Below are 13,884 nucleotides of genomic sequence, written 5' to 3'. Positions count from 1 at the left end.
TCAACCAATCACGGGAATGCGACGAATCACAAACCGAGTCGCGTAGGCTGACACCACCAGCGACAAACCTTGTGTGACCTGGAAGACATTCAGAAAGTACCAAGTGCCTGAACCAATGGCGGACATGGCGCCATTGAGCGAACCCGTGTCGGGTATGAGGTGAACAATAAGCCCGACAAATTCAGTGGTGATGAAGTACAGGGCAAAGAAGACACCGAACTTGACAAGCAGCGAACGGAAGACCCAGCCCAAAACGGAATTGAGGGCAGAAAGAAAAATCCCAAACATACCCTGCCCCTCAAGCCGAAAGAATGATGAACAAAGCAATCACCGACCAAGCAAAAGTCATGACGCCCTGAATGACACCTTTGTTCTGGTCAATCAGGATGCAATGCGCGTCCATGACGTGCGAACCATAGAGATTAATGGTCGGCGTTGGACAGGTGCCTACTTGGCTACTTGCCGTAAAGCTGCGGTGGCCAGGGAGCATGTTCAAAACAGGATCGAGTATTTGCTGTGCAGAAGGTGTCGTTTCAATCGCTGGTGCGCCAATTCCAGGGTCTGGCCCCAAATTGGTCAGGGGATTTTGTGAGGCAGGATTTGTTACATTTGGATTAGAGCCAGTGACTGGTGCAGTTGAGGGCTGAGAAGGATTCAGCGGCAGAGCCCATGGGCTCTGCTGTGCATTCGTGGCGGGATTCGGAGATACGAAATCACCAACCCTAGGCGCAAAAGATGGATTGGTTTGAATCCACTTCTTTACCTCGGAATCAGTGATTGGATTTGACTGTGGATAAGGCAGGCCAGAATATCCCTGCTGTGAAGCAGCCTGTTGCCAGGCCCTATTCGCAAGCGCAGCAACAATTGCAGGATTCAGAGGCTTCTCCAACTCAGACTGCGGTAGCGCAGATATTGCCTGCTGAGGCGTCGCCCTGGCAATATTCATATCTTTTGGAGGTGTATAAGGCTTACAACCAGAATTCTCGAGAAAGAAATATCCTGTACTACAGGAGCTTGGAGCCCCTGATTTATACAATAGAGCCTGCCGCACCGCATAAGCTCCGGTAACAGGATCAGGGACAGTGGCGACGCACTTAGCTATACTATTTCCCGCAATCAATTCGCACGATGGACTATTTTCAATACCCCAACGATTTGCCCATTGCCCATACCCTTCGCGTGCAACAGCTATTCCATCACCACCATAAATAACACCGCTGGTGCCACCAGTACTCCAATAAGCCCCCCCGAGAACAAGGCCAGATACGGGTGCATTGCTGTTGTTCTGAGTTACATCAATGGCGTCCGATCCAAAAAGCCAAGCCACCAACCCTTCCACCCCTAATGTGACACCGTAGGTCACTACGGCGCCAACGCCAGCAGCTAAAGCAACACTTGCCCATGCAGGTGCAGTAACAGTGCCAACGACAATTGCCGCAGCGGTTGTGCCAGCAACCCCGCCAATTACGGCGGAGGACGACGAAAGTGTCGCCATGAAACGCGGATCATTGGCTGCAAAACCACGAGCCCTCATCCCATCTTGCATTACGCCGGAAACGGAGCGCGTGACATTGGAAGGGTTAAATTTTGGCAGAGCTTGAGAATATGACTGGATTGGCGCACACAAGAACAATATCAATAGACGAAATATCAGCTTGTAGATTATGAGGCGCTTAATATAGGTCATTCCAACCCCTTGATAAGAGCCCAGGCACACACGATTCCCCATGCAAACACAAGCAAATACCAAAGATGCGTGGTCATCAATATCTCCTTCATGTTTTAGCCGCTAAAGTCTTTGCACCTTTAGCGGCTAAAAGTCGGCGAGGTGGCCTACCACGCCGAGTTCATGTGTGTAAGTCTCGGGGACGCTTTAGCCGCCACGAATCCAGCGAAGTGCCATCTTTGCGGCGGTCATGGTCGCGTAGATGGCAGCGAGCACCGCTGCGACAGCCAGAACCGCAGTAATGACGTCACTGGCAGAGAATGCATTGGTGATGGGGGTCAGGTCGATGGCCGCATTGGCTGCTGCTGCACCAGCCACGGTGACGAGGACTGCGCCATACTTGGCGGCTTGCTTGAAGGTAAGCATGAAATTTCCTTTTTCAAAAATTCCGGGAACCGCCCGGACGGTTTGGCCTATCCACGGCGGATAAGACTCAAAACAGAACCAGCGCCGCGAGCTACTAGGTAGAACAGCACGACAACTGCAAAGGCAACTGAAAAGGCGGAGCCGACCATCGCCGGGTCAAGCTCGCCCATTTCTGGTGCGGAGGCTTTTTGCTCAAAAAATTGGGCAGTGGTTTGAACTGAGATGCGTTGGGCAACAGGACATTGGGCAAGCAACGTGGCGCCGGTGAGATTTGGCGGCTGTTTGCAGGCAACGACCCAGACGTCAGTAGTCATGCGTAAATCGTTGAGCAAGGTGATTCAATGGCCAGGCAAATCGCTGACGAGAACACCAGGCGGTGCTTCCTCGTCAGCAGTGCCGAGCGCATCGAGGTTGACGATCACGGGCTCATCGTCCAAATCCGCCCAGTCCTGCACGAGCTGCAAGGCGCGCTCTGGGTCGGACACGACGCCGCCGCCAGCTTCAGCCAGCGACCGCACCCATGTGGGCTGACCATCGAGCAGACCAGGGCACAGGAAGCGCCCGGTGGACTGGCTTTGAACGATGAGCCTCATGTTCAAGCCGCCTGCTTGACCTTGTCCAAGGGACGAATCTCGACCAAGGTCAGCTTGGCTGAGTCTTCCTTGGCAGCGGCCATCTCGAAGACGGCCTTGGCCTTCAGAGGCAGCGAGTTGCCGAGATGAGCCCACTTGTCGAACTCCTTGGCATCGCCCAGCTTGAATGGGCGCGTGACCCGGCCGATGGACCGGCCTGAACCGTTTTCCTTCAGGTCCACTTCGCAGTGAAAGGTGCACGAGCTGAACTCGCGCCCTTCGTAGCTACCGGCAGATTCCTTGACCGCATGAACGATCACTTCAGATTCAAAGCGCATGGTGATTTACCTTGGAGAGTTGCCACATAGAGAGGTCACGCCAGAGCTGGGCAAGGCTCTGAGACCAGGGGACGGGAGACGGCAGCGCTGAACGCGGCCTTGAGTTCGGAGGGGTTGAATCGTTGAAGACGACCGGGCAGCTTTTGGGCGGTCACCAGGCGAAGGAAGTCTTCGTCGCCAAGAAACTTGAACGCTGCGGCAATGGACGCAGAGGCGGTTTGAAAGGACCACTTCAGGTTGCGGAACACCTCGGCCTCGACGGTCATGGGGGCCAGCCGTCCGTCTGTGGCGACCGGTTCAGGTGTGAAGGTCTCACCGGCTTCGGCGAGCACGGTTGCGTGCCAGTCACTGGCACCGCCGAAGAAATCAGCTGGGCGACGCAGCATGTCGGAGGAAAGCTCGCGCAGTTTGTTGCCATAGCGCAGCTCAAAACGCACCCAATTGGAGTCCGCGTCCTCGCCGAAGAGTTGATCGCCCTTCTCGTAGACGTTGGTTTCCTTGCCTGCTTCTTTGGAACCGATGTAGATCGAGCGGGAGCGGCCCTTTAGCCAATTGACGTCCCTGATCTTCAGGCGTCGCCCTCCAACGTCGCACAATCCCGCGTGGTAGTCCTGCGCAACACGTTCGATGCCGCCGCTGAGTCCATCGAAAAAGTCAAGGGCCAGGTCACAACGTGTAATGTCCGCCTTGAGTTCGTCGCAGAGGTCCGCCAGCTTCTCGCGCCAGCCAAACGCCGCGAAGGTACATGCCGCGCCGAACAGGTTGACGTGAATCGTGCTTGCCTGTGCGGCCTGACGGGGACTCTCAGACGACGCACCAAATCCCACCCAACCGCACTCAACTTCGTTGCGTAAAATGGGCCAGCGGTGCCGGTAGAAATCGTGTCCCTTACCCAAGGTGAGAGAACGCGCAAAATCAGGCCCCAGTAGCGATGCAACACGATCCGCGAGTTCGGCCGCCTGGCCGCAACTGTCTCGGTCGCAATCGGGCACCTCGTTCAACAGCTTGTAAAGCTGGGACAGACGGTATCCCTCGTCCCAAATGTTGTCGCTCTCCACCGGAACTTCACTACGCAGCAAAGGCGCATTGCGCGTGCGGACGGTGAATCTGAGCCAGTCAACGTGAACGAGTGAGCCGGTATGACGGCGCTCAGCTTCGAGTCGCACCTTGATGGTGTTGCCGTCAGTAACCAATGAAGCCTTAGCGGGGCGGGTCATTGGTGCACCTTGGTGAGGTTATCCCCGTGATTACCATCGGGGAGGCCGCTGACAGCGGCCAAGCCTGCCGCCGTGCATCCGTCCTCGCTAACGCTGCGGGCGGGCGCGCGGCGCCCGGCACATGCCGCATAAAAGACCATGCTTCGATGGCTCAACTCTGGCCAAAAGTCCAACTGGACGAAGGCACGGGTCTTTGGTGCTTTGGAAGTGCTGCGGCTCACAGGGCGAACTCCTGGGCCCGTTCTGCGCATTGCAGACGGATAGCCTCAACATTGACGAAGACACGCTTGCCAACCCGGATGGGTGCGCCCCACATGCCTCGTTCGCATTGGGCGATAACGACACCAGGAGGCAGACCTAGCATCTCCGCCCAGCGCTCTCGAGAGACAAGAGGGCTGGCAAGTAAAGGGAGCGATACGCCGAAATGCTCAAGAGAGTTCATAATGAAATAGCTCCAACGAACCGCAAACATGATCAATTGATAACAATGTATTCTTAGTTGATCATCAATGCAACCGAATTGTTGTTCAGTTGATTACATATGGAGATTAAATGACAAGTAAAGAAGCTACATTGAACTCCAGCGCACCCGACGAGGTGCAACAGCTGCGCCAGAAAACGCTCTCAGCGCGTCTCAAGCTCTTGCTGATCGCCGAAACGAAGGAGAGAGGCCGCTACAGCGTCCTGGAAGGAAAAACAGGCATTCCCGCTGGCACCTGGCGGACTTGGTGGAACCGTGGCGGAGCCCCAGGCGGTCATCTTGTTGAGGCGGTCGCCAAGAACTGGCCACAGTTCGCCTATTGGCTTATTACGGGACACACGGACGTCCGATGTGGTCACGACATGCCGTCCCTCGCGGATGCGGCCAAGGGCTACATCTCCAACTGGCCGGAGGAGGGCACGCTAAGAAATAGAGGCATCAATAGCGGCTACAGCCAGCAGTACTTGAAGCTGTCAAGTCAGCTAGACGGCACCGAAACGCCACGAAGCAACGTTGAACACAAGATGCGAATCGAGACGCTCCGAGTCGTAAGTTCGCGCCGCTTAGCCGAGATCAGCGAAAACTACAAAACGCCGTTGTCGTTCGAAGAGGACGTCTGAGCACGCAACCCCAATGACGATCAAGAAGGCGAGCGCTGGCTGGCTCGTAGATGTTCAGCCCGGCGGGCGCGGAGGAAAACGCTTCCGCAAAACGTTCAAGACGCAGGCCGAAGCCAAGGCCTACGAGGCTTGGCTTACAACAGAAGTCAACCAGAACGCCAAATGGCAGCCGGAGAAGCGCGACACACGCAAGCTCCGCGAACTCATCGACCTTTGGTACACGCATCACGGATCAGGTCTGAAAGCCGGCGCCAACACGTATAGCCGCCTCAAGCTCGCCTGTGATGCCATGGGTAACCCCGTGGCCGACCGATTCACCGTCAACGCGTTCGCCAACTACCGAACGGAACGTCTTGCCGCTGGCATCGCTCCGAACAGCGTGAACCGCGAGCATGCCTATCTGCGCTCAGTCTTCAACGAGCTACGCCGCCTGGGTCAGTGGAAGAAGCCCAACCCCTTGGCTGAGCTGCGCCAGTTCAAGGTTCAGGAGCGCGAACTCTCATACCTGACGACGGATCAGATACGCGATCTGCTCGCCAGGCTGGCCGAGGGAAAGAACCGTCATGCCGCCATGATTGCCAGGGTGTGCCTCAGCACAGGCGCCAGGTGGAGCGAGGCGGAGAACCTCGAAGTACGCCACCTCAGAAACGGCCAGATCCAGTTTGCAGGTACGAAATCCGGCAAGGTCCGGTCCATTCCTATCGACAGCAGCTTTGAGCAAGAGCTGCGGAAGCATCACGACAAGACGGAGACCGGGCAGCGCTTGTTTGCCTACGCCTATTCAGCCTTTCGCGACGGAATCGAACGGGCGGGCATCACGCTTCAGGAGGGACAGCTCACGCACGTCCTGCGTCACACCTTTGCATCGCACTTCATGATGAACGGCGGCAACATCCTCGTGCTGCAGCGCAGCCTGGGTCATGCAAACCTGACCATGACGATGCGCTATGCACACCTCGCGCCAGACCACCTGCAGGAGGTCGTGAAGCTCAACCCGTTGACGGCGTTGACACTTGGTTGACAGCCTGGACCTTGGCAGCACGCCAAATCAGTCCTAAGCCATTGATTTAATTGGTAGGCCGTGCAGGACTTGAACCTGCGACCAAAGGATTATGAGTCCTCTGCTCTAACCAACTGAGCTAACGGCCCCCGGGGGTGCTTCCAGCGTGGGTGCCGGAAGGAAAGCGGTGGATTCTAACCAGGCTTGGTGGGGGCTCTGGGCGGCGGGCGCTTTACTTTTGGCTGAGGGCTTGGCTGACCATGCGCGAGGTGATGTCGACGATTTGGATCATGCGCTCGTAGGCCATGCGCGTAGGGCCGATGACGCCCAGGGTGCCGACGATGGCGCCGTCGACTTCGTAGGGTGCGGAGACGATGGAGAGTTCCTCGTAGGGCACGACTTGGCTCTCGCCGCCGATGTAGATGCGCACGCCTTCGGCGCGGCTGGAGACGTCGAGCAGGCGCATGAGTTGGGTTTTTTGCTCGAACAGGTCAAAGAGCCGGCGCAGGCTGCCCATGTCGTGGCTGAAGTCTTGCACGGTGAGCAGGTTGCGTTCGCCGGAGATGACGACGTGGTCTTGCTCCTCGCTCAGCGCGGCAGCCCCGGCGTCGACGGCGGCGCTCATGAGCTGGCCGATTTCGCTGCGCAGTTGTTCGACTTCGCTGCGCAGGCGGTCGCGCACCATGTCCAGGCTGAGGCCGGCGTAGTGGGCGTTCAGGCGGTTGCTGGCTTCGGTGAGGTCGCTCTGGCTGAGGTCTTGCGCGGTGAAGACGAGGCGGTTTTGCACGTCGCCGTCGGGCGAGACCATGATGACGAGCACGCGCCGTTCGCCCAGGCGCAGGAATTCGATGTGGTGAAACACCCCAGCCTTGCGCGGCGCGGTGACCACGCCGACGAAGTTAGAGAGGCTCGACAGCAGCTGCGCGGCGTTGGCGATGACGCGCTGGGGCTGGTCGGGCTGCAGCGGGGTGTCGATGAAGCCGGCTTCGCGCCCGGCGCCTTCGGCCGCGCCGGCCAGTTGCAGGGGTTGCGCGGTGAGCAGGGTGTCGACGAAGAGGCGGTAGCCGCGCGCCGTGGGAATGCGCCCGGCGCTGGTGTGGGGGCTGACGATGAGGCCCAGCTCCTCGAGGTCGGCCATGACGTTGCGTATGGTCGCTGGGCTGAGCTCCAGGCCCGAGGCTTTGGAGAGGGTGCGAGAGCCCACGGGCTGGCCGTCGGCGATGTAGCGCTCGACCAGAGTTCTCAGCAGTGATTTGGCACGGTCATCCAGCATGGTTTGATTCTAGTTTTGCGCCAAGGCAGTATTGGCAGGATGCCTCGGGGGCGCGACCCCCTGTGGTGTAATTCCGTGCATGTCCAAGCGCTTTCGTCACGTCGCGATCGTGGGCAAACATCAGGCGCGCGGCATTCGACCGGTGCTTGAGGAAATTGCCGAATTTGTCAGCAGGCAGGGGCTGGTCGTCTGCCTGGAGCAGGAGACCGCCCACAACACGGGGCTGTCACAGTATGACGCCCTGAGCCCGGAAGAACTGGGCGCGCAGTGCGATCTGGCCATTGTGGTGGGCGGAGACGGCACCATGCTGGGCTTTGCCCGCCAGGCGGCGCGCCACGGCCTGCCGCTGGTGGGCATCAACCAGGGGCGCTTGGGTTTCATCACCGACATCACCGTCGAGCACTTCCGCGACGCGCTCTTGCCCATCTTGGCGGGCGATTTCGAGCGCGACGAGCGCGCCTTGCTGCAAGGCAGCGTGTGGCGCGATGGGCAAAACATTTTTGAGGGACTGGCGCTCAACGACGTGGTGGTGAGCCGCGGGGCCACGGCCTCCATGGTGGAGCTGCGCGTGGATGTGGGGCAGGAATTTGTCGCCCACATGCGGGCTGACGGCGTCATTGTGGGCACGCCCACGGGCTCCACGGCCTACGCGCTGTCGGCGGGGGGGCCCATCTTGCACCCGCGCATTCAGGGCTGGGTGCTGCTGCCGATTGCCTCGCACACGCTGTCCAACCGCCCCATCGTGCTGCCCGACGACGGCGAGGTGCGCCTGACCATCGTGGCCGGGCGTGACGCCAGCGTGAACTTCGATTCGCACAGCCTGGCCAGCTTGTTGCACGGCGACTGCATACGGGTGCGCCGCTCCGAGCTCAGTGCCACCTTCATCCACCCGCGGGGATGGAGCTGTTACGCCACACTGCGACGCAAGCTGCGCTGGTACGAAGGCAGCGAGTGAGTCCCTCAAGGGCAGCGCAAGCACAGCCTGCGGCGCCCTGTGTCCAACGACGTTCTTGCGGAGACATCCCATGCTGAAGGCCTTGAGCCTGCGTGATTTCGTCATCGTGCCCGAGCTGGAGCTGGAGCTGCACGGTGGCTTCAGCGCCCTCACCGGCGAGACGGGAGCGGGCAAATCCATCCTGATCGACGCGCTGCAGCTGGTGCTGGGCAGCCGCGGCGACGCGGGCGTGGTGCGCGAGGGCGCAGCGCGCGCCGAGATCACCGCTGAGTTCGACCTGCCCCCTGCCCTGCGCCCCTGGCTGGAGGATGCGGGCTATAGCGCCGACGAGGACACGCTGCTGCTGCGCCGCGTCATCGACGCGCAGGGCAAGAGCCGCGCCTGGGTCAACGGCAGTGCGGCCACCGTGGCCCAGCTGCGCGAGCTGGCCGACTACTTGCTTGACATCCACGGCCAACACGCTTGGCAAGGGCTGACACGCCCGTCCAGCGTGCGCGCCTTGCTGGACGCCTTTGGCGGCATCGACAGCAGCCCCCTGGCGGGCGCACATGCGGCGTGGCGCCAGAGCTGCCAGCGCCTGGAGGCGGCCCAAAGCCGCCAGGACGAACTCGCGCGTGAACACGAGCGCCTGAGCTGGCAGATCAGCGAGCTCGAAGGGCTGGGCCCGCAAGAACAAGAGTGGGAGAGCCTCAACGCCGAGCACCAGCGCCTGGCGCACGCGCAAGCCCTCATCGACGCGGCGCAAGGCGCACTCGATGCGCTCAGCGAGGCCGACAGCAACGCCCAGCAGCTCACCGACCACGCCCTCAGCGCCGTGCAAGGCGTGCTGCGCTTTGACGCGCGCCTGCAAGACACCTTGGAAGCGCTGCAAGGCGCGCAGGCCCAGCTGCAAGACGCGACCCACAGCCTGGGCGCCTATTTGCATGCAGCGGAGCTCGAGCCCGAGCGGCTGGCCCAGCTCGACGAGCGGCTCTCGGCCTGGCTGACGCTGGCACGGCGCTACCGCCGCCAGCCGCAAGACCTGCCGCAGCTGCTGCTGGACTGGCGCGCCGAGCTGCAGCTGCTGCACGCCGCCACCGACCTGGAGGCGCTGCGTGCCGAAGAAGCCGCCGCGCTGCAGCACTACCGGCGCCTGGCAGGCGTGGTCAGCACCGCCCGTGCCAAAGCCGCGCCGGAGCTGGCGCGCGCCGTCACCGCCGCCATGCAGCAGCTGGGCATGGCCGGTGGCGTGTTTGCCGTGGAGTTGCAGGCGCAAGAGCAGCCGCAGAGCTTTGGCTTGGAATCGGCCGAATTCCTGGTGGCGGGCCACGCGGGCTCCAGCCCCAGGCCGCTGGCCAAGGTGGCCTCGGGCGGTGAGCTCTCGCGCATTGCGCTGGCCATTGCCGTCACCACCAGCCAGCGCTGCCAGGGCGCAGGCACCTTGATCTTTGACGAAATCGACGCGGGCGTGGGCGGCGCGGTGGCCGAAACCGTGGGGCGCTTGATGAAGCAGCTCGGGCGCCAAGTACAGGTGCTGGCCGTCACCCACCTGCCCCAAGTGGCGGCTTGCGCCGACCAACACCTGCTGGTGGCCAAGGCGCTGCGCGAGGGGCAGACCTGCTCGGACGTACGCCCCATTCAGGGCGAGCAACGTGTGGCCGAAATCGCCCGCATGCTCGGCGGCGAGCGCCTCTCCTCCACCAGCCTGGCCCATGCCCAGGAGATGTTGAATCAATCGGCCGCTGCAGCACCCGCAGCCGCCAAACCCCCACGCCGCAGCAGCAAAAAGGTGCAGCCATGAGTTACACAGAAGTGGCACCGCCGCCCAGCAACCCACCGGCGCTGCGCGAGCTGGTGCTGGTCACGGGCATGTCCGGCGGTGGCAAGTCCATTGCCATGCATGCCCTGGAAGACGCGGGGTTTTTCTGCGTCGACAACCTGCCGCCGGAACTGCTGCCGGAGTTTTTGCGCCTGGAGGCCGAACGCAGCGCGCGCCGCGTGGCCGTGGCGGTGGACGTGCGCAGCGCTGGGTCGCTGCCCGTGCTGATGGCGCACCTGCAAACCCTGCGCAACCAGGGCATGCCACTGCGCGCCATTTTTTTGGACGCGAGCAACGACACCTTGCTGCGGCGCTTTTCGGAAAGCCGCCGCCCGCACCCCCTGCGCAGCCTGGGCCTGGGCGACGACATGCACCAGGTGCTGCAAGACGCCATTGCGCTGGAGCGCGAGCTGCTCAACCCACTGCGCATGGAGTCCACCGTCATCGACACCAGCCAGCTGCGCCCCGCACAGCTGCGCGGCTGGGTGCGCGATTTGGTCACCGTGCAGGGCACGGGCCTCACGCTGGTGTTCCAGTCCTTTGCCTTCAAGCACGGCGTGCCCAGCGACGCAGACTTTGTGTTTGATGTGCGCGTGCTGCCCAACCCCTATTACGACCGCGAACTGCGCCCCTTCACCGGGCGCGACACGCCGGTGGCCGACTACCTGGCGCGCCAGCCCGAGGTGCAGCTGATGCTGAGCCAGATCAACGCCTTCATCGCGCAGTGGCTGCCGAGCTTTGCGGCCGACCAGCGCAGCTACCTCACCGTGGCGATTGGCTGCACCGGCGGCCAGCACCGCTCGGTCTATTTGGTGGAGACCCTGGCGGTGCAGTTTGCCCACCACCGCCAGGTGCTCAAGCGCCACCGTGAGCTGGACGCGCGCTGACTCAGAACTTGTAGTGCGCCTTCAGGCCCAGGAAGCGGCCACGCGGGTCGCCCTGCGTGAGGTCGAAGCTGCCCGATGACGCGTCGTAGGGCAGCTTGGCCGCGGTGAGGTTTTGCAGCGTGGCCGTGGCCAGCAGGCGCGGCGTGACTTGCCAGTCCACATTCAAGTCCCAGGTGTTGGCCGCGCGCACCCGTGGTGCCACGGCCGGGGTGGGGCGGTAGGTCTGCTCATAGCTGCCCACACGCGTCCAGCGCAAGATGGTGCTCCAGCTGCCCACGCTCCACTGCGCGCTGGTGCTGCTGCGCCAGGCGGGCAGCGAGCCGTACTCGTTGTTGCCCGCGCCGTTGATGGGCGCTTTGCCCTCGCCCGGTGCCGAGGTGAATTGCAGCAGGCGGCTGAGCTGCGCCTTGAGCTTGAGCTCACCGGCCGCGGCCAGCGAGAGGCTGCGGCTGGCCTCGATGTCAAAGCCCGAGACGGTGCGTTCGCCCTGGTTTTTGAACTGGCGCGTGAGGGTGACGATGCGGCCCTGCGCGTCGCGCACAACGCGCCCTGGCAGATTGCGCTCGTTGTCCACGATGTACTTGGCCGTTTCGGTGTCGATCAAGTCCTTTTGCAGGATGTTGAAGTAGTCGATGCCAAAGCTGGTTTTGCTGTCAGGCGAGACCACCACGCCCAGGTTGAAGTTGCGCGAGCGCTCGGGCTTGAGCGAGGGGTTGGCCGTGGTGAGGTTGGTCACGCCACGCGCCACGGTGGGCGAGATGGGGTCACGCGGGTCCACCACCGAGCCATAGCTCACGCCCGTGCTTTGCGTGTTCTCGGGCAGCGACGGCGCGCGGAAACCGCGCGATGCGTTGCCGCGCACCACCAGCCAGTTCAGGGGCTGGTAGCGCACGCTGGCCTTGGGCGAGAAGGCGGAGCCAAAGTCGCTGTAGTGGTCCAGGCGGCCCGCCACGTTCAGGGTCAGTGACTTGAGCAGCGGCGCGTTGAATTCAGCATAAGCCGCACCCACACGGCGCGTGCCCTGGATGATGTTGATGGCCGGGCGCAGCTCGGTGCCGGAGAGCACTGCGTCTGAGGTGCGCGAGTCCATGCGCTCATGGCGCAGCTGCACACCGCTGGCAAAACCCAGAGCGCCGCCGCGCAGCTGCGTCAGCTCGGTCGAGGCATTGGCGTCAAAGGCGTACAGCTCGGTTTGCGCTGGGCGCAGCGTGGACAGGCGCAGGGCCTGGCGCTGGGCCTCGCTGTTCTTGCTTTGATCGGCAAAGTTGTAGCTGCCCGCTTGCAGGGCGCGCTCGAACTCGTAGCGGTTGCCAAAGTTCTGCACCGTCTCGCGCATGCGGCTGGAGGACTGCAGCAGCGAGGCGTCCCAGTCCCAAGCGCCCGTGCTGCCGCGCACGCCCGCCGACAGGCGCTGGAAGTGCACCGCGTCTTGCTTCATGCGCGGGCCCAGATCGAACAAGGTGGCGGTCACCACATTGGAGCCGCTGGCCGGGTAGTTGGGGTGGGTCTTGGGCAAAGCCACCGAGATGGATTCCAGCGATTGCGTGCGGTTGTTCCAGGCGCGCAGATTGCTGGCCACAGACAGCGGCGCGGCGAAGATCAGCTCCGCACGCGACTTGCCCAGCAGCACTTCGGCATAGGCCTGGGCGTCGTCGCTGAAGCGCCAGGTGCCACGCGCCGAGGCGTGGTAGCGCTCCACGCCCGGGATCAGGGTTTTGTAGATGGCAGGGTTGTAGGCCAGCACCGTGCCGGTTTTTCCGGGGGTGATGTCGCCGTAGTTCGTGAGCTTGAGCGGGCCTTGCTCGCCCCCCAGTTTGTTGGTGGGGTCGCTGCCGTAGTAGTTGGTCACAGCCCAGGCCAGAGAGCCGCCGCCTTCGCTGCGGAAGTCGTTGTCGCGCAGCCAGGAGACTTGGCTTTGGTCCAAGCGGTCGCGTTTGACGGTGTCAAAACTCAAGGTGAGGTTGTAGCGGTCGGCCTCCAAGTCGCCCACGCCGTGGCGCAGCTCCAGGCTGCGTTCGCGCTGGCCCGTGCCCTCGGTGGAGCTGCCCAGGCCCACGCGCACTTCGCTGCCCTGGTAGTCGTCGTAGAGCAGGATGTTGACCACGCCGGCGATGGCGTCAGAACCGTACAGCGCCGAGGCCCCGTCCTTGAGGATTTCAATGCGGCGCACAGCCGCCAGCGGCAGGCTGTTGAGGTCGGTGAACACCTCTTGCATGTTCTGCGCCGTGGCGTAGGGCGCGACGCGCCGGCCATTGACCAGCACCAGGGTGTTTTGCTGCCCCAGGCCGCGTAGCGAAATGCCTGCCGTACCGGCCGAGAAGCTGCCAGTGAACTGCTCGTTGTAGCTGTTGCCGCTGTTGGCGGTGATGGCGCGCAGCAGCTCGGGCAGCGTGGTTTTGCCGCTGGCAGCGATGTCCTTGGCAGTGAGTGTTTGCACCGGGTTGGCGCCCTCGCGCTGGGTGCTCAGGATGTTGGTGCCGGTGATGGTCACGCGCTCCAGGCGCTGGCTGGGCTCAGCGGTGTTGGACTGGGCTTGGGCGTGAGGGAGAAATGCAGCGGCCAATGCAGCGGCCAGAACTGAAGGTTTCAGCATGATTTTTCTTGGAAGTTTTTGAAGAGGGATGGCAGCCGGCGCCGTGTACTCAGGCACC

Annotated in this window: 15 protein-coding genes and 1 tRNA gene; 5 read left to right on the top strand and 11 right to left on the bottom strand. The window is 62.1% G+C overall.

Translation table 11 applies throughout. From position 1 onward, the window contains the following. The 8 genes from ACG0Z6_RS12085 to ACG0Z6_RS12050 all read right to left on the bottom strand — a co-directional run bounded on the left by ACG0Z6_RS12085 (position 1) and on the right by ACG0Z6_RS12050 (position 4,691). Positions 1-288: a DUF2523 family protein gene (locus ACG0Z6_RS12085; RefSeq protein WP_394461715.1), complete on the bottom strand. Its 288-nt coding sequence runs from the start codon at positions 286-288 to the stop codon at positions 1-3. Between the two features lie 10 nt (positions 289-298). Continuing rightward, a complete protein-coding gene (locus ACG0Z6_RS12080) occupies positions 299-1,687 on the bottom strand; it encodes a hypothetical protein (RefSeq protein ID WP_394461713.1) in 1,389 nt (462 codons plus the stop codon). A 186-nt stretch (positions 1,688-1,873) separates the two neighbouring features. After that, positions 1,874-2,092 (bottom strand): hypothetical protein, encoded by a 219-nt coding sequence (locus tag ACG0Z6_RS12075; protein ID WP_394461711.1) that lies wholly within the window; start codon positions 2,090-2,092, stop codon positions 1,874-1,876. 47 nt (positions 2,093-2,139) lie between these two features. Beyond that, a complete protein-coding gene (locus ACG0Z6_RS12070) occupies positions 2,140-2,406 on the bottom strand; it encodes a hypothetical protein (protein ID WP_394461709.1) in 267 nt (88 codons plus the stop codon). Positions 2,407-2,430: 24 nt separating this feature from the next. Then, entirely contained in the window at positions 2,431-2,685 is a 255-nt protein-coding gene (locus ACG0Z6_RS12065; RefSeq protein WP_394461707.1) for a hypothetical protein, read from the bottom strand. Between the two features lie 2 nt (positions 2,686-2,687). Beyond that, the gene (locus ACG0Z6_RS12060) at positions 2,688-3,002 is read right to left on the bottom strand and encodes a hypothetical protein (RefSeq protein WP_394461705.1); all 315 of its coding nucleotides are present in this window, start codon (positions 3,000-3,002) and stop codon (positions 2,688-2,690) included. A gap of 35 nt (positions 3,003-3,037) precedes the next feature. Next, entirely contained in the window at positions 3,038-4,219 is a 1,182-nt protein-coding gene (locus tag ACG0Z6_RS12055) for a replication initiation factor domain-containing protein (protein ID WP_394461703.1), read from the bottom strand. Positions 4,220-4,436: 217 nt separating this feature from the next. Next, entirely contained in the window at positions 4,437-4,691 is a 255-nt protein-coding gene (locus tag ACG0Z6_RS12050) for a hypothetical protein (protein WP_394461701.1), read from the bottom strand. A gap of 80 nt (positions 4,692-4,771) precedes the next feature. Between ACG0Z6_RS12050 and ACG0Z6_RS12045 the strand changes: the two genes are divergently transcribed. Together ACG0Z6_RS12045 and ACG0Z6_RS12040 are read left to right on the top strand one after the other, a co-directional pair. Further along, positions 4,772-5,320 (top strand): hypothetical protein, encoded by a 549-nt coding sequence (locus ACG0Z6_RS12045; RefSeq protein ID WP_394461699.1) that lies wholly within the window; start codon positions 4,772-4,774, stop codon positions 5,318-5,320. Between the two features lie 13 nt (positions 5,321-5,333). Continuing rightward, a complete protein-coding gene (locus ACG0Z6_RS12040; protein ID WP_394461697.1) occupies positions 5,334-6,341 on the top strand; it encodes a phage integrase in 1,008 nt (335 codons plus the stop codon). Between the two features lie 51 nt (positions 6,342-6,392). Here ACG0Z6_RS12040 and ACG0Z6_RS12035 read toward each other — a convergent pair. Together ACG0Z6_RS12035 and hrcA are read right to left on the bottom strand one after the other, a co-directional pair. Continuing rightward, positions 6,393-6,469, bottom strand: a tRNA-Ile gene (locus ACG0Z6_RS12035). 83 nt (positions 6,470-6,552) lie between these two features. Beyond that, the gene (gene hrcA / locus ACG0Z6_RS12030) at positions 6,553-7,593 is read right to left on the bottom strand and encodes a heat-inducible transcriptional repressor HrcA (RefSeq protein ID WP_394461695.1); all 1,041 of its coding nucleotides are present in this window, start codon (positions 7,591-7,593) and stop codon (positions 6,553-6,555) included. Positions 7,594-7,672: 79 nt separating this feature from the next. On the opposite strand from hrcA, the gene ACG0Z6_RS12025 reads away from it, so the two are divergent. The 3 genes from ACG0Z6_RS12025 to rapZ all read left to right on the top strand — a co-directional run bounded on the left by ACG0Z6_RS12025 (position 7,673) and on the right by rapZ (position 11,233). Continuing rightward, on the top strand, positions 7,673-8,548 hold the full coding sequence (locus ACG0Z6_RS12025) for an NAD kinase (RefSeq protein ID WP_394461693.1): 876 nt from the start codon (positions 7,673-7,675) through the stop codon (positions 8,546-8,548). 70 nt (positions 8,549-8,618) lie between these two features. After that, positions 8,619-10,328, top strand: coding sequence for a DNA repair protein RecN (gene recN, locus ACG0Z6_RS12020; protein WP_394461691.1), 1,710 nt, complete (start codon positions 8,619-8,621; stop codon positions 10,326-10,328). Then, positions 10,325-11,233, top strand: a complete 909-nt coding sequence (rapZ, locus tag ACG0Z6_RS12015; RefSeq protein WP_394461689.1) for an RNase adapter RapZ — start codon at positions 10,325-10,327, stop codon at positions 11,231-11,233. Before recN ends, rapZ begins: the two co-directional genes overlap by 4 nt. A 1-nt stretch (position 11,234) precedes the next feature. Here rapZ and ACG0Z6_RS12010 read toward each other — a convergent pair whose 3' ends face one another. After that, positions 11,235-13,826, bottom strand: coding sequence for a TonB-dependent receptor plug domain-containing protein (locus ACG0Z6_RS12010; protein WP_394461687.1), 2,592 nt, complete (start codon positions 13,824-13,826; stop codon positions 11,235-11,237). Positions 13,827-13,884: the final 58 nt, after the last annotated feature.

Source organism: Roseateles rivi (assembly GCF_043555845.1).
GTDB classification, from domain to species: Bacteria; Pseudomonadota; Gammaproteobacteria; order Burkholderiales; family Burkholderiaceae_C; genus Roseateles; species Roseateles rivi.
This window is presented reverse-complemented; position numbering and strand designations above follow the sequence as displayed.